The sequence below is a fragment of the Acinetobacter rongchengensis genome (genome assembly GCF_003611475.1).
Taxonomy (GTDB): domain Bacteria; phylum Pseudomonadota; class Gammaproteobacteria; order Pseudomonadales; family Moraxellaceae; genus Acinetobacter; species Acinetobacter rongchengensis.
The window spans coordinates 1-22041 of sequence record NZ_RAXT01000051.1 but is presented as its reverse complement, the minus strand read 5'-3'; the positions used below and the strand labels follow the sequence as shown (position 1 = coordinate 22041).

The 22041-nt window shown below is 35.0% G+C and carries 18 protein-coding genes and 2 pseudogenes; 11 read left to right on the top strand and 9 right to left on the bottom strand.

Going from position 1 to position 22041, the window contains the following annotated elements; translation table 11 throughout:
* The 7 genes from D7V20_RS15815 to D7V20_RS15785 form a co-directional block, all read right to left on the bottom strand.
* Positions 1-206: UvrD-helicase domain-containing protein (locus D7V20_RS15815; protein ID WP_171407845.1), on the bottom strand; the 206-nt coding region annotated here is incomplete at its 3' end.
* Complete coding sequence (locus D7V20_RS15810) at positions 203-2266, bottom strand: ATP-dependent nuclease (RefSeq protein WP_120385052.1); 2064 nt, start codon at positions 2264-2266, stop codon at positions 203-205. The genes D7V20_RS15815 and D7V20_RS15810, both read right to left, overlap by 4 nt.
* A gap of 28 nt (positions 2267-2294) precedes the next feature.
* Positions 2295-5735 carry a DEAD/DEAH box helicase family protein gene (locus D7V20_RS15805; protein ID WP_120385051.1) on the bottom strand — a complete coding sequence of 1147 codons (3441 nt, stop codon included), beginning with the start codon at positions 5733-5735 and terminating at the stop codon, positions 2295-2297.
* Positions 5736-5836: 101 nt separating this feature from the next.
* Entirely contained in the window at positions 5837-6382 is a 546-nt protein-coding gene (locus D7V20_RS15800) for a DUF4411 family protein (protein ID WP_031953519.1), read from the bottom strand.
* The gene (locus D7V20_RS15795; protein WP_031953520.1) at positions 6383-7528 is read right to left on the bottom strand and encodes an ImmA/IrrE family metallo-endopeptidase; all 1146 of its coding nucleotides are present in this window, start codon (positions 7526-7528) and stop codon (positions 6383-6385) included. It abuts the gene before it with no gap.
* 84 nt (positions 7529-7612) lie between these two features.
* Positions 7613-8779 carry a restriction endonuclease subunit S gene (locus tag D7V20_RS15790; protein ID WP_031953521.1) on the bottom strand — a complete coding sequence of 389 codons (1167 nt, stop codon included), beginning with the start codon at positions 8777-8779 and terminating at the stop codon, positions 7613-7615.
* Complete coding sequence (locus tag D7V20_RS15785; RefSeq protein ID WP_031953522.1) at positions 8776-10257, bottom strand: type I restriction-modification system subunit M; 1482 nt, start codon at positions 10255-10257, stop codon at positions 8776-8778. Before D7V20_RS15785 ends, D7V20_RS15790 begins: the two co-directional genes overlap by 4 nt.
* 189 nt (positions 10258-10446) lie before the next feature.
* Between D7V20_RS15785 and D7V20_RS15780 the strand changes: the two genes are divergently transcribed.
* A complete protein-coding gene (locus D7V20_RS15780; RefSeq protein ID WP_031953523.1) occupies positions 10447-10680 on the top strand; it encodes a hypothetical protein in 234 nt (77 codons plus the stop codon).
* A gap of 115 nt (positions 10681-10795) precedes the next feature.
* Here D7V20_RS15780 and D7V20_RS15775 read toward each other — a convergent pair whose 3' ends face one another.
* Positions 10796-11008 (bottom strand): helix-turn-helix domain-containing protein, encoded by a 213-nt coding sequence (locus D7V20_RS15775; RefSeq protein ID WP_005142173.1) that lies wholly within the window; start codon positions 11006-11008, stop codon positions 10796-10798.
* Positions 11009-11107: 99 nt separating this feature from the next.
* Between D7V20_RS15775 and D7V20_RS15770 the strand changes: the two genes are divergently transcribed.
* The 7 genes and pseudogenes from D7V20_RS15770 (at position 11108) to D7V20_RS15740 (ending at position 17539) form a co-directional block, all read left to right on the top strand.
* The gene (locus tag D7V20_RS15770) at positions 11108-11590 is read left to right on the top strand and encodes a hypothetical protein (RefSeq protein WP_032001772.1); all 483 of its coding nucleotides are present in this window, start codon (positions 11108-11110) and stop codon (positions 11588-11590) included.
* 118 nt (positions 11591-11708) lie between these two features.
* Complete coding sequence (locus tag D7V20_RS15765; RefSeq protein WP_032001773.1) at positions 11709-11903, top strand: DNA-binding protein; 195 nt, start codon at positions 11709-11711, stop codon at positions 11901-11903.
* A 181-nt stretch (positions 11904-12084) separates the two neighbouring features.
* Positions 12085-13620: an IS21 family transposase gene (gene istA / locus D7V20_RS15760; protein ID WP_120385050.1), complete on the top strand. Its 1536-nt coding sequence runs from the start codon at positions 12085-12087 to the stop codon at positions 13618-13620.
* Entirely contained in the window at positions 13614-14369 is a 756-nt protein-coding gene (locus D7V20_RS15755; protein ID WP_120385049.1) for an ATP-binding protein, read from the top strand. Before istA ends, D7V20_RS15755 begins: the two co-directional genes overlap by 7 nt.
* A 296-nt stretch (positions 14370-14665) precedes the next feature.
* Positions 14666-15763: a DUF3800 domain-containing protein gene (locus D7V20_RS15750; protein ID WP_120385048.1), complete on the top strand. Its 1098-nt coding sequence runs from the start codon at positions 14666-14668 to the stop codon at positions 15761-15763.
* Between the two features lie 224 nt (positions 15764-15987).
* A pseudogene (locus D7V20_RS15745) lies at positions 15988-16915 on the top strand (IS5 family transposase).
* Between the two features lie 159 nt (positions 16916-17074).
* Positions 17075-17539, top strand: coding sequence for a hypothetical protein (locus D7V20_RS15740; protein ID WP_120385047.1), 465 nt, complete (start codon positions 17075-17077; stop codon positions 17537-17539).
* On the opposite strand, the gene D7V20_RS15735 is transcribed toward D7V20_RS15740, so the two are convergent.
* Complete coding sequence (locus tag D7V20_RS15735) at positions 17525-20263, bottom strand: UvrD-helicase domain-containing protein (protein WP_120385046.1); 2739 nt, start codon at positions 20261-20263, stop codon at positions 17525-17527. The two genes, D7V20_RS15740 and D7V20_RS15735, sit on opposite strands and share 15 nt — an antisense overlap.
* A gap of 209 nt (positions 20264-20472) precedes the next feature.
* Between D7V20_RS15735 and D7V20_RS15730 the strand changes: the two are divergent.
* The 3 genes and pseudogenes from D7V20_RS15730 to D7V20_RS15720 form a co-directional block, all read left to right on the top strand.
* A pseudogene (locus D7V20_RS15730) lies at positions 20473-20565 on the top strand (IS6 family transposase); the annotation flags it as partial.
* Between the two features lie 130 nt (positions 20566-20695).
* The gene (locus D7V20_RS15725) at positions 20696-21472 is read left to right on the top strand and encodes a sigma-70 RNA polymerase sigma factor region 4 domain-containing protein (RefSeq protein ID WP_005199963.1); all 777 of its coding nucleotides are present in this window, start codon (positions 20696-20698) and stop codon (positions 21470-21472) included.
* Positions 21472-22038 (top strand): hypothetical protein, encoded by a 567-nt coding sequence (locus tag D7V20_RS15720; protein ID WP_005199962.1) that lies wholly within the window; start codon positions 21472-21474, stop codon positions 22036-22038. The genes D7V20_RS15725 and D7V20_RS15720 overlap by 1 nt, the downstream gene beginning before the upstream one ends.
* Positions 22039-22041: the final 3 nt, after the last annotated feature.

Genomic DNA, 22041 nt, shown 5'->3' with positions numbered 1-22041 from the left:
GTATAGGTTATGCAAGCAACTCTTTTATCAGCTAATTCAGCGGATTTATTTTTTATGATATATTTTAAAGACTCAATTAAAGAATACGTTTTTCCTGCTCCAGCACCTGCTTCTAATCTGAAACTATTTTTATTGTTAATACATTCTTGGATTTGATTTAATGATTTTAATGATGCTTGTTCGGCAGGATTAGCAATGATATTCATATAACTTCTGCCTCTTTCATAGCTGTAGTAACTATATTAACCGTTGCACCTTGTTCTTCAATTAACCATTCCAACCCTTCAATAATATACATAGGTGTTACCCAATCTGTTTTATCAATTGCGTAAGCAATTGCGAAATCAGCTTTACTATTTTTTCCAATTTTTTCAGCTTCTTGGAATACTGCATCTTCAAGGTTGCCTTGTTCAATTTTTTCGAGTTTAAATAATTTCAAATTAGCTAAAATAAATGCATCCTCAAAGCTTCTTCCACACTTTCCTGTAGACGGTTCATGGATTTGATAAGCGATTCGTACTGAATTTTTAATTTTTTTAGAACTATCGAATCCCAATAATTCAGATAAATCCATATACCCTGGTTTCTTAGCATCTTCTTGTGATTTAAAAAAATGCTTCAAACCTGCGTTGGTTGAATGTGTACCTTTACTTACAATACTTGCGGGATATGATGTGCTTTTAGGTTTTCCATCGTCATCATATGTTATTGTTTTTTCACTAGTATCTAGATCAGTAATGACTAAAGTCTTTAGCTCTAAAAAATCTAAAAGTTTATAAAAATGATGGGCATATGCACCTCCTATTTCAATAACTGATAGATACTTGCTCCTTAACTTTTGCTCTTTTGGTTCATCAAATTTTCTTATTATTTCTGGTAGTAAAATACGTTCTGTTGCACCCTCTATAAGAATAGCAATATCAGCAAAATAAAGATCACATTTAGTTAAAGTAAGATATTTTTGTAAAAACTCTTTATCTTCTTTTGAATCTTCACTTTTAAAAACACTTCCTAAGTCTTTGACTTGGGTATTACCTTTTTTGGTTAAAAAATACCTAATTTGACTAAAGGCTGCTTTATTAGCAATGTGGGATGAATGTGTACTAACCACAAACTGTATAGGCCATACTTGACCACTCAACTGATTTTGAAATTCCACTATTATTTGATCGAGTTGGGAAATAAAAACTTCTTGCATCTGTGGATGCAAATGAGCTTCAGGTTCTTCAATGAAAATAATTTGCCCTTTAGGGGAAATTTGCTGGGACTGAAATTCAATAAAATATTCGTAAATTCTAAATAGAATATAAATCAAATTCCGGACTCCCAAACCATTATAAGTTTCAGGTAATGAAAAATAATCACTATGTTTATAATAAACTTTGGTGTGTGAATCCAACAAAGATTTAACATTAAGCTCAGTTGCTGCACTGAGTTCAGTATCTCCAACACCGGGGTAACCAAAGAAAGCTAATTTAGGTAAAAGTAGTGCTACTTTTTCTTGAAAGTCTGATTCAACTGTTTTCTGTAATTCATCTACTACAATTTGTATTTCTTGAGACTTTTCTTGAAATTCTTTAGGTGCATTAATACTAGTTGCACTATTGAACATAGTTCCAAGCGATTTACCTAATACATCTTTTTCAGAGTATGTTTCATCATCTAATCCCCGTTGAGCATTAATAATTCCGACTAATAGTAATTTCCGGATTTTAGAGAAGTCTATTTTAATTCTATTATCTTCGTTATTCGGGTCAATAACAAAAGCTGACGACTCAAAGTAAGAGTTTATTTTTTTCTTTAGAATTGTATGAAATGACACCATATCTGAAGTATCTAATCCATTGTAAAAATTGTAAATTTCTCCATCTTTTAATTTATGTGTAACTAATATTTTTGTCTGAAAAAGACTTTCATCTAAGTCGATAATAAAATCACTAAGTATTCCATAGTCATCAGCATCATTTGTATAATCTACAGTAAGTTCAAGATCAATAGATGGAGTTAAGTTTCTAACTTTAACTTCATCATCAGAATTAATATCGAATTCTTTAGCTGCATTTATAAACTTAGCAAAGCTTGATTGGCAAAAATCTACATATTTCAAATTAGGACTATTGCCTGATAAGAAACTTCTAAAAATCTCAGCCGTGGATGTTTTCCCTGTATTATTTCTTCCAACGATCACTGTAGTCTTTTCATCAAACGACAATGTTACATTTTCTAACTTTCTGAAATTTCTAATCTTCGCACTAACAATTTTCATTCCCCATCCCCTTAAAGTAATTTACTTCCTAAGCCACTGCTTCATTAAACGCTTCAACAACCCCAAATATGTTGTCAGCATCTGCATCACCGAACACGCCATCAATTCCTTCATAATGGATTTGATTAAACGGTGGCTCGTATAATTGAGAAGCGTCTAAGACACCATTTTGAGTGAGATGCTCAATTAGCATTTCCACAAAACGAATCTGTTTCTCGTTATAGGTTGATCCTTGTAAATACTTAGAAAAGGCTTCTTGTACCGCCTGACGATCTAAGCCCACCAAAGAACGTATGAAAAGAGGAAGAGATTTTTCTGTTCCAAAACATTCTTCAAACTTATCTCGGCTTTCTACTTCTTGCGCTTCAAAGACAAAGCGTTCAAGCTCGCTTAAGTCAGTCGGTGTAAGAGCCAAACCACGCTTAAGTTTGGCAATGGTAATATGGTTTTCATTGGCTTTAATAAAGCTTTCGACACGCTTACGGTATTGTGCAAGGTTTACGCCACTTGAAACGACTGGGAGATCGACTGCTTGCATCTCTCCAATTTCATCATCCAGCATGGAATAAACAATCGTTGAGGTTGATTTTTCAATCAGTTTAACCAAGCCGCGAATACGTTTACGCATCGCCTCAAGCATTGGCAAGGTAATGCCTTTCCAATATTCAACGGTTTGAATGTCTTGAATCAGCGCAATCTGTTCTGCAACCACAGGAATATTTTCTTTGCTTTCCAGTTTAGAAGCAATTTCAATCACTCGATTGGCATAACTCTGAATCGCTGTATTGTTCTTTTCTAATACTGCTAGTTCAAGGTTATAACACAACATATCAAACAATTTGGCTTCTAAAGTTTCAGGCTCAAGTTGATTTGGAAGCTTAGAGATGTGTTCTCGTAACGTACCAATGGCAAGGTCATCCAAGTTGTTCCAAGCATCATCATTCTTGAAATGTTCAACATGCTCAAGTTCAGATTTCACAATGAAATTGTCATTGTTCATCGACTTCACTTCAGTCTGTAAACTCTGACGTAGATCTTGCTGTACAGCTTTTAATTCTTCTGTGGCATCGTCCTTCGCATTCAGTAAACTCAGGATATTTAAACGTGTTTTAAACAAACGTTGTCCGAGTGGCTCTGTGGTCGATACAGGTGCACCATCAGGGTTTTCATTGAAGTATTCAAAGTTAGAGCAATAGTCGAAGATAAAGAATTCTTTTTTATCATCTTCAGGGCTAAACAGTTCTTTGCAGAGGCGTGTACCACGCCCAATCATCTGCATAAATTTCACTTTAGAGCGAACCGCTTTAAAGAATACGAGATTGACGACTTCAGGCACATCAATGCCTGTATCGAGCATATCCACTGAAATCGCGATCTGTGGCTCAGGTAAATCTTTCTTGCTAAAGTCATCAATCAGGCTTTGAGGATACTTGGTTGCATGGGTAATGACACGGGCAAACTTGCCATCATATTGCGGATAGTTTTCATTGAAGCGATCAGCAATAAACTGGGCATGTTTTTGATTGACGGCAAAGATAATGGTTTTACCAAGACGATCACCGCCTTCGGTTTTAATGCCATTTTCCATCAAGTGCTTGAGCATTAAATCAATCGTGCCTGTATTAAACAGCTCTTTATTAATCTTGGATGCTGAGACTTCTTCAGGTGCATCTTCATCGCCCCAATTTAGGCTATCCCAATGTTGTTTTTCTTCTTCAGAGAGTTCGTCATATTTCACGCCCTCACGCATAAATTTAAGCGGAACAGAATAGGCTTTCGGTGGCACAAGATAGCCATCGGCAATGGCTTGATCTAAATCATAGTAATCAGTCGGAACACCGCTTTCCAAGCCAAACAGTGCGTATGTATCACGGTCAACTTCATCTCGTGGCGTTGCGGTTAAACCAACAAGCAAACTATCGAAGTATTTAAAAATCTCGCCAAATTTTTGATAAACGCTGCGGTGTGCTTCATCAATAATAATCAGGTCAAACATACCTGTGCCAAATTGTCGTGTACCGTCCGCATTTTTTTCGTCAATTAAGCCGATCATGGTTTGATAGGTAGAGAAATAGACTCGACCGACTTGGTTCTTGTCTTGAAGTAAATTGACGAATGAGGCATCTTTTAAATTGGCTTTAAAGGCATTGTGCGCCTGATTGACCAATGAAGTGCGGTCTGCAAGGAATAATGCCTTTTGCACTACATTGGCTTTCATTAGCACATCGACCAGTGCAATAGCGGTACGAGTCTTACCTGTACCTGTTGCCATGATGAGCAAACCAGCACGTTCTTTGCGTTGGTAGGCTGCAAGCATGGCTTTGATGGCACGAATTTGGTAGTAACGCTCGACAATGTCCGCATTGATTGGGAAGCTGCTTAAATCAGGGTTATTCTTACGTCTTTCGATCAGACGTTTGAGTTCCGCTTGTGTGTAAAAGCCATGAACTAAGCGTGGTGGACCACCTTGCACATCATTCCAGATTCGGGTTTTATAGCCATTGGTATAGAAAATAACAGGTCGTTGTCCTGTTTGTTGTTCTAAGCAATCTGCATAGAGTTTAGCTTGTTGTTGTCCAATATCAGGATCGGTCGAGGTGCGTTTAGCTTCAACCACAGCCAAAGGCAAGCCATTGGCATCATACAGCACATAATCCACTGCACCTTTACCCGATGGGCTAGGCATACCTGTTACAGCAACTTCCTCTCGAACCGTTGTGCCAATTTCCCAACCTGCTTCTTCAAGCATGAGGTCAATTTTAAGTTTTCGAGTTTCGTCTTCTTTATAGTCGGTAGGGTCTTCGATTTTGCTGTTGGCAATTTTGGCTTGTTCAACGTCTGCACGTTTTTGTGCAAGTTCAGCATCTATATTTGCAAGTAATTTTTCACGCTCTTCTAAACTTGCGGACAGTTCAAATAGTTTTTGTTCACGTTCACGTAAAGCTTTATGTTGTTCAGCAAACTTTTTTTCTTTAGCTTCTGTTTCTTTCTGTAGTTGTTCTTGGTTGGCAGTGATTTGCTGGGTATTGTCAGCATTTGGTATTAGTTTTGGGTTAAATAAAATCGACTGAGAGCGGTCTTTTGAGGGTGAGCCATAGTTCCGTTCAAACCAGACATACATCAGGAATAAATGGCTGATGTGTTTTACGGTTTCTTCGGTGGTGAGTTGTTTGAACTTTTTCCCATGTACGGCACTGTTGCCGACCATGCGGATATTGTCCATTTTGTCCCAAATATAGGGAGGAATCAGGTCTTTAAATTTGATGTCATTGAGTAAGTTATGCAGTGAAGCATCGTAAGGTTGGGTCAGTTTTTTATCATATTGATAGAGCCATAGCACAAGGTTTTCAAGTGATGTACGAGCCGCAGCAAGGGCAAATTGAGGGGATATATACGTGAGCTTTTCGGCTTCTTTGGCAGTCGCTGCCAAGCTTTTAAATTCAGGTTCTAAAAACTGAAAATTGCTCATCTTAACCCCATTGTACTTTTTAATTTCAAAATCTTGTTTTTAATTTTTTCAATATATCTTAAAAATTCAAATAATTTCAATAAGATTTTAACCATTAAAATTTAATCTAAGGTAAAATTATACCTTTGAAATAATTGTAACCATGAGCTTGACTGGACACCGATTAATGCACAAATATCTGGAATCTTGATTTGTTCCTTTCTTCTTGCTCTAGCATTAAAAGCATCCCAATCTGCCCCGATAAATCCAATTTCACCAGTAATAACAAAACCACTGGTATTATATTTTTGAGCTGTTGCAATCAAATCCACATCAGGTTCATCTTTAGTTGCATGAGCTGATCCAGCGGCAAATGGATATGCCAATAATTTTGTTCGAATATTGAGGATACGACTTCCGACTTCATCTCTATCAATAATGATCACTCTAAAACGAGTGAGAAAACTATCTAAGATACTTTCATCATACGCAAAGAAAGCACATTTTGATCGAGTTTCTTCTAATATTGAAGAACAAGCACAAAACTTAATTGTTGTTGTCAATGTAAGATCATCTAACATTTCCCAAAGTTTTGGGAAAGTTTGTTCTGGATATACTCGAAAGCAAATGTCTAGCAGAGCGTTTGTGTCTAAGCTTAAATAAATCATCTACATATACACCTGTCTTTGCACATCTTGTAATGTAGTTGGTTTATATGTTGGCTTAATTCCTAAAATATCTTTTGCTGTACTTGCTGAAATTGTATTGTGCGACATTGCTGCAATCACAGTTTGCACAAAATATCGACCAAAATGGCTAATAATTCGAGTTGAAGCAGGGATTTTTGCCTCACCTGATTTATTTTTAGCAATTTTAATTTGGTCAAGTTGTCTTAAATAATCTCTGAGTTGTTGATCAGAAATATATCCCGCTAGTTTTAATTGAATTGCAATAGCTGGTCGGCTCGCTTTTGCTTTAGAACGAACTTTTAACACCAATTCTTCTACAGTCATATCAGACTGATAACAACTTTCTAATAATTCAAATGGTGCAATAACATGACCCGCAACAGTGTCACAATAGCGTTCCATTTGATTATTGGTATTGATTGCATTTATTTTTCCATCGAACACACTTTGTCGTAGTCCCAAGTGAACTAATTCATGCATGATGGTGAACAAACGTCTTTCAGCGGCTTGTCCTGTACTCAAAACAACTATTACAGGAACGACATCAAACCACAAACAAAAACCATCTGAACCGAAAGGCTCTTTGCTTGATTTTTCAATGACTAAAATATCTTTAGCTTCAAAAATACTGCGCCAAGCAGAGTAATAGTCATTATGTTTTACTGCTCGTTTTTGGTGATTCAGATCAAAATAATCAGAAATGATTTTTGCATCTTCGACAGCATCATCACCTGAAAGCATTAAATTAAAATCGAGTGGCTCTTCTCCCATAGTTTCCAAGACATAGAGATAGTCATTTCTTGCTTTAATAGCTTCCCGAAGAACAGCTTGATAAGCATAAGAACTGTTAAATACATCTTCCATATTACGATGATCAACAATTGTTGGAATCTCAGGGATGTATTCCAATTCATTATTGGTCAGATATACACTCGGAACAAAAAGTACTTTAGCGATCTGTTCCAATTCACTAAGCTTGAGAATAGGGGTAGCGTCATTGAGTAATGTATAAACTTTTTCTGCCGTAAGTCCTGATTTTTTGGCGAGTTCATTCGCAGATAGATTTCCTATCTGTTGCATATAGCGTTGAATCGCTACGGGCGAATGTTGGACAAAATCAGTCATCTTTAAACTCAAATCAATATAGAGTCATTGTAGTCAAAAAAGATGACTGATGCATTTATTTTGTTGGAACTCTAAGTCTACCTTTTATAAATTTCCACTAAATGCTTGGTTTTGTAGTGATTTGAATAAATCATCTGCTTGATTCAATGCAAGTTTAGATTTGATTTTTAAACTTTCAATCACTTCGCACTTTTGTACAAAATGATTTTGTTCAACTAAAGGGATATTGAATACTATGATTTCTTTTAAATCCTTAAGATTTAGTGTTTTTTGGGCAACTCCACGTACTAAGCGATCAGCCTGCCGTCTGACACCATAACTTGATAACATCTTTTCCAAAAACTTAGGATTTATCTTATCAAAATCAGGTTTGATATGAGCTATATGTCTTTGAAAACAAAATAATTGATCGCTTTTAACCCTTGCTACATTACCATAACTACCAACAGTTGTATAAAGGATGTCATTCAACTCAATTTTCGTACTTTTTGTTAATGAATCATAAGTGGCTTGATCAATAAATTTTTGAGAAGAATAATCAATTTCTCCATCAACTATATTGCTGATAAATAAAAATGGAATACCTTTTGTTGTCCACTTAGGGCTTTGATGTGTTCCATCAGTAACTTTTTTGCATAAATCTAACAAGGCTACTGTTTCTAGTTCTTTTAAGTTATCGACAGGATCACCAAACATATCGATAAACGTGGCTTGTAAAAGCTGATCTAACTTTTCAATCGCTTGCTGACGTTTTTGGCGTAACTCATCCGCTTGATCTAAAATTGATGCAATTCGGCGTTGTTCTGCAAGTGGTGGGAGTGGGATTTTTACTTCACTTAACTTAGCTTTATTTAATGTTTTACCCATTGCAGCACGATCTGCATTTTCAAGTAAATCTATATGCTGTAAAGCCCAATATAAATAGTTTATATCTACTTGTGAGTCTAACTCTGTTAATGATGCAATAGCCTCATTTGTATACATCGGTTTCTGAGTTATACCAACTTTACCAATACTTAGTTTATAACTCAGTACCAATGTATTTTTAGGAATAAGCTTTATATTTGATGCTTTTACACCAAGATCAGTAATATATTCCTTTGTATTATTTAAATATCTCCCTTGATTCATATCTGCAATAGATAGCCAAGCATGAGTACCATCTCTCCAATAATCACTTTCATGACGAGATGGTGTTTTGCCAATCTGAATAGTACAAATATCTTTCAGAGCTTTTAGTTCAAAACTCACTTAAGCATCTCCTTAAGCGTAGCCATTCCTTCTAAAATATCCTGCTCAAGCACTTCTAAATCCGCCAAAATCTTACTTGGTGCTTCATATTCCACTTGTTCATACACCACTTCCTTATAACGGTTAATCGACAAATCATAACCATTGGCAGCAATATCAGCTTTATCCACCATAAAGCTTTGCTCAGTGGCTTTACGAGTGCTTTCCGCTTCCAAGTTTTTAAAACGGGCAATAATGTCAGGAATGTTGTTATTTTCATGCTTAGACGCATCGAGTTCATTACGCTTATCATCCAGCGAATAACCATCCGCCTGCATATCATAAAACCAAACTTTGTCCGTACCGCCCGACATAGTTTTGGTGAAAATCATAATCGCAGTCGAAACCCCTGCATAAGGCTTAAACACACCTGAAGGCATCGAAATAATTGCTTCAAGCTTTTGCTCTTCTACGATCTTTTGACGCAAATCTTTATGTGCTTTAGATGAACCAAATAACACGCCATCAGGCACAATCACCGCAGCACGACCGCCTGTTTTAAGTAAACGTAAGAACAAGGCTAAAAAGAGCAATTCAGTCTTTTTGGTTTTAACTACCGCTTGAATGTTCTTAGCACAGCTTTCATTGTCCAAACTACCTGCAAATGGTGGATTGGCTAAAATCAAACTGTATTTTTCAGCAATATGTGAATGTGCTTCACTCAAAGAATCACGGTTTTCAATTCGTGGGTTTTCAACACCGTGCAGCATCATGTTCATTGAACCAATACGAAGCATGGTGCTATCAAAGTCATATCCAAAGAAGGTGTCGGAGCTAAAACGCTTAGCCGCTTCAGGATTGGCAAAAATTTCAGTGCTGTAATGATCATTTAAATATTCACTTGCAGCAACAAGGAAGCCAGCTGTACCACACGCAGGGTCACAGATGGTATCGGTTGGCTTAGGTTGCATCAGCTCCACAATCATCTTAATAATGTGGCGAGGGGTACGGAACTGACCGTTTTGACCTGCCGAAGCAATTTTACCGAGCATATATTCGTAAATATCGCCCTTGGTGTCTTTGTCATCCATTGGCACATCGGCAACCAAATCCACCACTTTAGTTAATAGCGCAGGTGTTGGAATGGTAAAACGCGCATCTTTCATGTGATGGCTATAGGTGGTTTCGTCTTCTGCACCGAGGCTTTTAATGAATGGAAAAACTTCATTGGCAACGGTGTTATACAGCGTTGCTGCATCACCCAAAGTAATAAACTTCGACCAACGAAGATGATCTTGCTCAGGCGTGAAAATTGGATGTTCTACTGGCTTCTTTAAACGGTTGGCTTTCTTTTCTTTGGTGATCTGAATTTCATCGAGTCGGCGAATAAACAGCAAATAAGTCATTTGCTCCATGACTTCTAAAGGATTGGAAATACCGCCACTCCAAAATGCATTCCAAATCTGGTCAATTTTGCTTTTAATTTCGCCTGTAATCACGTAGATGACTCTCAAATTTCTTTGAGAGTATTGTGGGAGAAATCAACAAAAAAAGCTATTTGAATTAAAGGAGATGCGACAGGGTTTGGCGTTATATTTATATCATTCCAAATCACGAGGCTCTGTACTAATGTATCTATTCTGCTAGTCTATAATTTAACCCATTTAAAGCAACATAAGGTTTTAAACATGAAAATTCAAAGTATAGAGGATGAAAGGGAGATAGCTGCTACAGCAGCTAAGGTACTGCATGAAAGATTTATTGAGGCTGCACGCACCGAAACAGTACTTTATGTAAAGAATGATGCTGTATGGAGTAAGGCTCCAAATGGTGATCCCATCTTAATTAAACAATTGTTTAGAAGTAACCCCGATCTCGCCAAAAAATTTGCTAGTAGAGGAACTTATAAAATTAAAAAATGAAACATTAGCACTATAACAAATAGTTCATACCAAGCAGAACCCTATAAGTCTTTAGGGTAAATGCTAATACCACAATTTATAAATTTAGCTTTTTAGCAAACAAGTTCTTATCTAGTTAATCTTTAGGTAGTAAATGATAAGGTTCAACTTTAAGAATATGCGCGATTTCATAAAGCTTTAAAACTGTAATATTGACCTCTCCACGTTCAATACGACCAAGATAACTACGGTCAATACCACACTGTAACGCTAAAGCTTCTTGTGTAATTTTTTTCTCTTTTCTTTTTTTGCGTATTAATTGACCAATCTCAATAGATAATTCTAACATTTAAAATAAATTGTTCAAAAAATAGAAATATCACTAATTGAGGATTAAATATCCACGGACTATAATCCTCATTTTTAATAAAAGACTAAAAGACTGAACATGAAGAGACCTGTACGTTTGCCGTTGTATCACGAATTCTTAGAATTATTCGATAACTATGAGATTCAAAATTGGGAAGCAAAACAATTTTGGGAAAAACTTAATATTAGTCAGAACAACAGAAATGAAAAATCTAAGAGGCTTATGTATTCTGGTTTAAGAGTTTTAATGCAACTTCAATATTTGGAAGTAAATCCTTCAATATCCAAAAAAAATATCTTTTCTTATACGGAAACACCACGTATGAATGAACTCAGGAATCGAACAAAGAAGCAAAAATTGGAAGAGATTTTTTCTAAAAAGAAAATAGAATTTTTAGATCAAATTAAAGATAAAGAAAATAATATTGAGTTTCTGCAATCATTATTATCGGATGATAAAACATTAGAGAAATATTTTATTAACCATAAAGAAACTATGGAGAATGATATTAAAAATATAAAATCAAATATTAAATTAATGGATGAGATATTGAGTAAATAAAATATATAATAATTAAAATAATATACTAAAAACACAATATTAAAATAATATTATTTTTCTTGATTTTTATGTTTTTATAATATATTTTTTCGTCAAATTTATTCAAAATTCGTCTGATATGATCAAGTCAATTAAGCAAGTTAGAGATGATTTTTCTCAGTCTGGAATTTCTATAGCCGAATGGGCACGTATTAATAATTTCTCACCTGATCTTGTATATCGAATTTTAAAAAATAATAAAGTCCCACTACGCGGAGAGAGTCATAGAATCGCAGTAAAATTAGGTATTAAGGAGCAAAAGTATATGGATTAAATTATTTATTAATTCTTGTTTATCAGCAGATAAGCATAAAGACCCATACATATTGATGTATAGGCCTTTATGAATTTGTCTTTAACTTGCAGGTCCAAGACAAATTCATTCTAAAAGACATTGGTTATTTTATCAATGTTTAGGATGCTTTCTGCCTCATTTTTTATTCTGAGGCATAATTATGAACACATCTATTGAAAAAATTAGGATTGTAATTAACTATTTGTTTAACCACTTAAGCAATAGAGAAATTGCAAAAACTGTGAAGATTTCTCGTGAAACAGTATCAAAAATCAAAACACTACTATCTCGATCAGAGTTATCTTTTGAAAATTTCACTCAACTTAGTAATTCTGAATTGGAAATTAAATTGAGAATCAATCGCTTTGTTTCTCGTCCCAAAAAACCACAACCTGATGCGGAATTATTGTGTAAAGAGTTAGAAAACAACAAAGGTTTGACTATGACTGTTCTTTGGGAAGAATACCTTAACCAAACCAACGGTGAAGGTGTTGGATACACTAGATTTTGTGAAATCATCAGGGAAGCACAAAAAAGTAATGAGACATCACAAATTCAAGTGTATTACCCCGGCGAAGTGGTTCAAATTGATTATAGTGGTGATAAAGTAACGATTGATTTGCCAAATGGTGAAATACTAGAAGCTAATATTTTTGTTGGAGTTTTACCGTATTCTAGTGTACTTTTTTGCTATGCAACAATGACTCAAAAATCAGAAGATTGGATAAAATCTTGCACTTTAATGTTTGATAAAATTAAAGGTATTCCTGAATACATTGTTTGTGATAATGCCAAAGCCTTGATTACAAAAAATCAAGATAGGGTTGTGTTGATTAATCCTTATTTCCAAGAATACTTATATTTCTATAATGTGTCTGTTTTGCCTGCTCGTAAAAGAAAGCCAAAAGATAAAGCCAAAGGTGAGAATGGTGTAAATATTGCTCAAAAACAAATATTAATGCGTATGCGCAATGAAAAGTTTTCAAGTTTAGAAGCATTAAACGAAAGACTTGAATTTATGACAGATACATATAATCATAAAAAAACGAAAACTTTTCCAGAAGGAAGAATGGCTATTTTTAATAAAAGTGAAAAAGAAAAATTAAGAGCTCTTCCAAAGATTTCATTTCCAATCTTGAATCATTATGAAACAACAGTAGTCCCTCAAAACTATCACATTACATATCTAAGTAATTATTACTCTGTCCCACATGATTACATTAGAAAAAAAGTTGAAATTAAAGTTATTAATAATCAATTATATGTCTATTATGATAAAAAAATAATAGCTCAACATTTCGTTCTCTTTGGTAGTGATAAAATATCAACTTTAGATGAACACAAAATGGACAATCACCGTCTTAAGGATTATCTATCTAAAGATAGTATATTGAATTGGTCTGAATCCGTTGGTGCAAATACACTTAGTTATTGCAAATTTATCATTCAAAAAGATCCTAATTTATACAATAATCTACAGTATTTATTTAATCTAAGGGATTGGGTGAAGCAACAACAATTGAGTCACAGGCTTGAAAGTGCTTTGGAATATGCTTGTAAATTACAAATACAAAATTTAGCTCGATTAAAAACTATTATTGAAACTCAGTCATATCTAGAAGCAAATAATGTAATCTCAAAAAAACACAAAAATTTACGTGGAGCTAAATACTATAAAGAGGTTGCTAAATGTTAAATCATGAATTAAAGGCATTACTTACGAAACTTAAACTCCATGGAGTAGTTACCTCATTAAGTGCCAATATTGATGCGGTATATTCAAATAAAATTAATTTTGAAGAGGCTCTAATTGATGCTTGTAACACAGAGTTATTAATTCGAAATTCAAGGTCAGTTGATCGCCTTATTAGAGGTGCAAATTTAAGATACGCTCATGCACGAATTGATGATGTGAATTTTGAAGCTAATCGTATTGGCTTGACCCAGCAATCTATCAATAGATTTTCAGAGTGCACATGGATTCATAATCATAAAAATATGAATTTATTAGGTTCAACAGGCATTGGTAAAACATGGCTTGCTTGTGCCTTTGCAACTAAAGCGTGCTCTAAAGGTTATAAGACTAAATTCTTTAAATATTTCGAGTTTATCGCTTTATTTGAAAAGGCAGTGGACAACACAATTGATAAGCAGTTAATCAAAAAGTTAATGACATTTGATTTGCTAATAATTGATGATTTTGGGCTTACATCTATTCCATCAGCTGTAGAAGGAATTTTATTAGATTTTATTGATAATTTTTCAATGCAAGGCAGTTTACTTATTACAAGCCAATTCTCTTATGATATTTGGTATGAGAAATTTAATGACCCTACGATTGCTGATGCAATTCTAGATCGAATTATTCATAACTCTTATACATTCGAAATTAGTGGAGACTCTATGAGAAAAATAGGATCTTCTGATGAAATCGCCACTCTTTAAGAGTGGTTGGTTTTGTAGTGAAATGCATGGCAGATTTTAGGTGTGATATACATTAAAGATTTGAGTCATGTGTTTAAGGGCATTCCTAGTATTAACAAACAATTTTCAAATTTCTACAAAGATAATAAATTGAGTTATGCCGAATACTGCTCTCTCAATATGATGCTTATGGTGTTCTTTGATCATAGATCTACAGCGCAGCATCAACAGAATATTCAAGAGTTAAAAGACAACTTAAAAGCTAATTAATTATGTTGTTGTAAAGGAAGTAGGTGTATTTCAAGAGTAGTAATTGTATGAATAATGTTTATTTTGATGAAGCAGGAAATAGCGGATTTCAGTTGCTTGATCCAGTTCAACCTGTTTTTGTTTTAGCTTCAAATTGTTTTGATGAAAGTACCGCAACGGAAATGATTAAGTTGTTGAACGTTCAAAAGGGTGGTGAAGCAAAATTCAAAAATTTTAAAACTTCTGATAAAGGTCAACGAAAAATTGTTGAATTTTTGAAGACTGTAATCACTGAAAATGAAAAAGTGAAAGTCACGGTTTACCATAAAAAATATATGGCTATGGGATTACTCTTAGATTATTTGGTAGAACCGCAATTTGCTGAGCGAGGAATGAATTTCGCAGCAAATAAATATAACATCATCACAAATAATATTTTTTTTCATTTGATGGATTATTGTTATGGTGCAGGTTCTTTAGATTCTTTGCTCAGTGATTTTATTGAACTTGTAAAAGATAAAAGTGATGAAAATATCGAATCTTTTTACTCGACTGTCCGTCGAATAGCCGCTTCACCGCTAGATGTTAATAAGCAATTGGATTTTAGTTGGATTAAGGGTTCTGAATCTGATGTAAAAGATCATTTGGAGCATTTAGATCGAAGAAGTCTAGATCCTGTACAATCAGGTATTTTTACTCATGCTCAATATTGGGGGGAGGAATTTGATAACTCCTTTAATATTATTCATGATGAGTCTAATACCCTAGAACAGAGTTTGGATTATTTTAATAAATATACAGATCCTTCGAGTATGAAGATTATGGTCGGTTCAGATGATCGAATTATTAAGCTACCGTTGAAGGTACAAAAGGTTGATATAAAAAACTCTCGGTTGATTTCTCAAATACAAGTCTCTGACATGATTGCAGGCGCTATCGCATATTACTTAAAGCAAATAATTACTGGTCAGAGGAGCGAGAAGCTATGGAATGAGTTGGATTCAATCGGAATTGGAGACCTACTTACTCACATGGTATGGCCAGAAATGAAATTCACTACTCAACAATATGGAATTAAAAAGTTGGATTCTGTACATGGGGTGAATATTGCGGATGAAATAGCAACGTATCAAATGAATCAGGCCCGAAAATATAATAGATTTTAGACACTAAAATTAACAACGAGCATTATGTTTTTTGGGTGCTCCTTTCTATCGATCTTGTTCATCTCTTAGGGGGTGAGCAACTCGCTTAAACATATATGTTTTATCTCGCAATTGAACTTTTAAACATCATTTTATAATGTTTTGGTGTATATTCTTTTTTAGTTCTTGGAGGCTTTGTTGCACAAAGCTGTTCTTAAGGGCTTCTTCAGCAATATAATTTTCAAATGAAGAAGCCTACACAAAAAATCTACCGCACAACCAATTGGCCCGCATATAACCGAGCTCTCATTAATCGTGGGAATATTGCCATTTGGTTCGATCCAAAGACCCAGTGGTATGCACAATCACAAGGCAAGCATGGTCGAAATCAAACTTACTACCGCTATTCAATGCTGTTTAATGATCAAATCTTTATTCAGACTCTCTTTACGTATGGTCACAGGTTTTGTTCAAAGTCTGATTAACCTTTGCGGATTAAATTGGGCAGCACCAGATTACAGTACGCTTTGTAGAAGACAAAAGCAGATTGATATTCAAATTAGCTATGAGAAGAGTTGTAATGGACTGCATCTACTCGTCGATTCCACGGGCTTGAAGTTTTTAGGTGAAGGTGAATGGAAACGTAAGAAACATCAGCCTGAATATCGTCGCCAATGGCGTAAATTACATATTGGTATAGATGCTAAAACCCTGCAAATACGCGCTATTCAGCTCACAACCAATAATGTCAGTGATTCACAGGTACTTGGTGATTTACTTAATCAGATTCCACAAGATGAGCAGATTGACTCTGTTTATACCGATGGAGCTTATGACACCAAGAAATGCCGTCAGGTCATTGCAGATAGGCAAGCGCATGCGGTGATTCCACCTAGAAAAAATGCGAAACCATGGAAAGATACAAAGATCAGCTCGCTAGAGCGAAATGAATTACTTCGAACAGTTAAACGTTTAGGCAGCACACTATGGAAAAAATGGTCAGGCTATCATCGGCGAAGTTTGGTTGAAACTAAGATGCATTGCATCAAGTTATTAGGCGATAAACTCAGTGCTAGGAATTTTGACAGCCAAGTGAATGAGATCCATGCACGCGTAGCCGTATTAAATAAATTTACAGAATTAGGCAGACCTCATACCCAAGTTGTAACCTAAATTTTAGCAACTTAGGAAAACTCTGCCGTCAAAGGCTTTATGCAACAAAGCCTCTTTCATTTAGTAAATAACTAAAAATCATTAAAATAACTTTACCTATTTGAATCTCAATATTCCAATAAGTTATTGTAAGGATAATTTTTTATTCGAAATCAATTTATGCAAATTATTAAAATCGAAAAAGATGTTCTAGAATTCTTACACAGCTTTACTCAAATTGACAAAGATAATTTTCATTTAGAAGTATTGTCTTTGTTTCCTGTTGCGTGTTGTGAATATTCTTCGATGATGTTGGCTCGTTTCCTGATAGAGAAAAAAGGTTACAATATTGCAGATGTTTTAATTATAAAAGGCCAGTCTACCTCAGATATATACCAACTACATTTATGGCTTAAAGTGAATGGTGTTATCGTGGATATAACAGCAGGGCAATTTAATGAGGTTGAAAAGTCGATAATCATTGATGAACATGGTTATTGGCATAATAAATCTTTCTACGAATTAGATGCGTATACCCCTGCAATAGACTTTAAGAATTATGTAGATGAATTTGATCTGTCAACATTAGAAAACGATTATTTAATGATTGTTCAACAAATTCATCAAAATTCAACGACGTTTTAAATTTTTAGTATATTTACAATTGGGATAACAACTGCAACCTAAAAATGCCCCATAAGGTCCGTTAGTTATTTTCCTGAGTCTGCCTTGCCCACATTTTGGACACAACCATTCTGGTGGGATATTACTATTGAGCTGTTTATACTCGTCTTGAGGTATATGGATAAATTCTTTAAAACTCTGATCTTTGGTAATTTCTTCAAGGAAAATAGAACCTCGTTCACCGATTAAATAAACCTTTTCTTTTGCACGCGTTAGTGCAACATAGAACAGACGGCGTTCTTCAGCAAAGTCATGTATCTCAGGTTGTGGTAGGACTAAGTTTAGAAGAGGATCATCTTCTTTTTCAGCAGGGAATGCGCTACCACCACTATTCAATCCTAGAAGAATGACATAGTCTGCCTGTAAGCCTTTTGAAGAGTGAATGGTTTTAAACTCAAAAGTACAATTTCTGAGAAATGGTAAAATACTGTCTAAATTAGGTTTGTGGTGTTTATAGCGGCCCAAAATATAAATGGATTTTTTCTTGCCGGAACTTGCACTGGCATTATTGATTTCCATAATTGTTCTCGTCAGGTATTCGTTAATTTCCTGAGCCTTTGTTAAAAAGTTTATTTCAACAACTTTACTAGTGGTCTTATCAATGGCATTGACGACTTTTTGAAGTTGAGATTTATTTTTTTGGATAAAGCCACTGGCAACATTGGCAATACCCTGATTGGAGCGGAAGGTCTGGGTGAGCTTTGTTTGTTTGGTATAACCAAAGACCCTTTCAAACTGTGTAAAAATGCTGATGTCTGAACCTGCAAAGCGGTATATAGCTTGCCAATCATCCCCAACACAAAATAGTTTTGCTTCTGGTGCCTGATTCAATAAGGACAGAATGAGTCTAGCCCTTGCTTGTGATGTATCCTGAAATTCATCCACTATAATAAGCTTGAAAGGGCTTTTATATTTGTTCTCATTGATTAACTGAGCAGATTCAATGAGTAGGTCATCAAAGTCATGTTCTTTACTGGTTTTTAATAACTGATCGTAGCGTTGGTATACCTTAGAAAATAGCTGTAAAAAAAGACTCTCTCGTTGGCTAAGTGATGGTTTGGCTAATAGACTAGCAATGTCCGCCTGATTAGATTTGTAGTGACTTAAAAAACTGACATAAAGTTCATTGGCATCATGTTCATAGATGGACTGTGCTTTAGCGTTGATCTCAGTAAGGCTACGTGGCTTAAATACTTGCCCTCTTGATTTAAGTTCCTGTTCCAACTTCCTGAAAATGGAACCTGTAATAAACTCATGAAAGGTGGTAGAGATTAAATCGGTTTTATATTGTTGATGGATTCCTGATTTCCATTTCATGTCATCCAGATACTTTTGTCCAAAATGTGCAGGCGGTTTGCCATGCTGGTCTACAGCGTAGTGTTCCAGATATAGGTTTATTTCAGGCAGGTAAAAATCAGGCTTATATTGGCGGTGGGCTTCATCAGCTGTTTCATGCTCGTAGTTTTTTTCGTACTGATAAGGAATTCCTTGGCTATATAACCAGTTGGCTATTGCTTTTTCACCATGTGATTTAACAATCTCTCCTTGATAGGTTTCGAAGCCATCCTTGAATCTATCAAATGATCGTTTCTGCGCCTTCTCCCAATCATTTCTAGTCTTAAAAGCAAAAGGTGACAACGGAGCTCTTAAATAAGCAGTTTTAAATAAAAGATACTTTTCCTGAAAGTCTGAGTCTGTTTCGATTAATTGTTGAATAATTCGGTTTAGGAGGGCTTGAGGCTTTCCTGCATCGTTGGATACAGATGGGCTTTTACCTGTTGCTTTTCCAATGACCTTAACACCAAATTTATGGAAATTAAGTGCTTCAACACTAGTATCAAAATTGGAGAGAATATCCTTTAGCCTAAAGCTAATACGTTCACTCAGTTCTTCACCTGCATTTTTATTGAATGCAAGAACCAAAATCTCTTCTGGTTTATAGAGTCCAGTTAATAGGGCATATCCCACCTTTCCAACAATCGTTGATGTTTTCCCCGAACCCGCTGCAGCGACCAATAGGTTGCGGTCTTCAAAGATGATGGAGGAAACCCGTTGTTCATCAGTTAGTGGCGTACTTTCTACCTGATCGAAAAACTTCTTAAAAGTTTTTAACTCACTTTCAACGAAGCGCTTATTTTTGGCATCAATAGCGTAGTTTGCCTGAATAGAAAATTCAATAAACTGCCGTAGTTGTTCAAACTGGTTTTGTAGTACAGGCTCAAATGCCAAAGTGCTATCCCTTTGAATGAGGCTATTAAATTGTTCTACTGATGCTTTTGATCTTTGTGATAAGTCTGATCTAAACAGGTTGCATAGACGATAGGATAGGTAAATATTTTGTTGGATAAAATTTTGGTATTCTAGTAAGAAAGGTTTTAAAGTTTCCTTAATTTTTTCAGCATTTCTTTTATTTCTTAGGAATTCTGCATCATCATTAAGTTTGATTTTAAACTCTTCAGCCTGCGCGTTGAATATACCTTTAAACTGAAAATTTTGATCGAGCGTTTCCAGTGTTAATGATGACCATATCCAACCTTTCTGAATATGTGTTTCTAGCACTTGTTCAGGATTAAGCTTTATGATTTTGGTATCCAGTTCAAGTATCAGCTCAGGAAAAGTATAATTGATTCGCCATTTGGTAGAGTCTGCAAAGATGTAGCTGAGTAAACTTGGTCGGATATCCATATGGTTTAAAATGATTTTTTCATAGTTTATGATTTATAGTTAATTATAGAGTTTACGGAAAATTTATTCAGCCTTTTTTGTAATCTCAATATCATTGGATTAGTTTATTATGCTTGGATTGAACAACCTCGCATTTGTAAGTCAATGGGCACTGTTGCAAATAGCTATTGATGATAAGCAAAATACCCTTTTAGCTAAAAGTTCAGTATATGAATCCTTTCCATTGTAGACATTTTCAGGGTGAGATCATTCTTTGGGCTGTGCGCTGGTGTTGTAAATATGGCATTAGCTATCGTGAACTTTAGGAAATGCTTGACTATTAATAATATAATTAACATATTGTTATTATATATCATATTTCTGATTTTTAGGATTAATTACCAATAATTAATATTGAAAAATGATCGAGTATGAAGGTTGTTAAGGTGCTTTATGGCTAGACCACTAAGAAAGGCTAGTAGGGAGGGTGTTCTATACACTCGACGTAGTATAGTTGAATGTGAGATTAATGAACTAGAAAAGATCAATGATGAGGAGATTGTAGCCAGAAGTGTTATTTGGCCAAACTCAATAGCTGGTTTCATATCAAGTGAAACATTGCTCTATTTTATTAGGAATACTAATAATTCTTGGCTTCGAGAGAAGTTACTAACAACCCTTTTAGAAAGAATGCATCGTCATCTTCCTAAATCTCATAGCCTAGGTGGAACAAGTCCTTCGTTAATTAATATGGAAATTCGCGATAAAGTTCTTGATGATTTTATTGACCTATTATTAGCAGATCAGGCTAATTATGATGATCGTCTTGATTATTTTGAAGTTAACTTTAATGCTGCTTTAGCTAATGATCGAAGTGATGCAAAAAATAAAATTCAAAATAAATATAATCTTACTCAAGGATTATATGGTGAAGATGATGACATCCTACCAGAGGTTGAAAATGCAATAGAGGCCTATGATCCTTTCGACGTAAATGAGCTTGATAAAGAATATTACCGACGTAACCTACATGAATCGATTAATGGTTTATCACCACTTCAGCAACAAATTGTCTTAATGTGGTGTCACGATATACCAATTACTTCGAAAGACCCAAATGAAATGACGATTAGTAAAGCGTTAAATAAGTCCGATAAAACCATTCGTAATCATCGCGATTCTGCGTTTGCAACTTTACGTAAGAGACTGGAAGATAAGGAGAAATTATAATGAAAAATCAACATATTTCTCGAGAGGATGTATTGAGGGACTTCTCAGTAGAATTTGATTCTAGTAAAAATACCTTACGAAAGTATTTAATAGAATTCCCTGAATATGCTAATGAATTAGTCGATCTGTCACTTGAGTTGTCTCGTGAGGTTGATGACAGTGTACCACTTACTCTAGATGATCAGAAAAGTATTGAATCAGCCTTAGACCGCTTTCGTATTGGGCTTGCCCAACAATCGGAAATAGTAGATATACCCCCACAGCGTTTTTCAAATGCAGCAAAATTATTAGATCTTCCAAAGCAAGTTTTAATAGCTTTTGGTGGAAGAAGAGTTGAGCTAGCTTCTGTTCCATTACATTTTCTTAATAGGCTTGCGATAGTTCTGCAAGTGACGACGGCTCAGTTGCAGGCTTTTCTCACATTACCACCACAAATGCAATCTCAACGAAGTTATAAGTCTAATGTGAAGCCAACTGCACCAAGCAAGGTTTCTTTCGAAAAGGTCCTTCATGATGCACTTATTCCTGAAGAGCGAATTCAAAAGATCATGAATAAAGGCGAATAATAT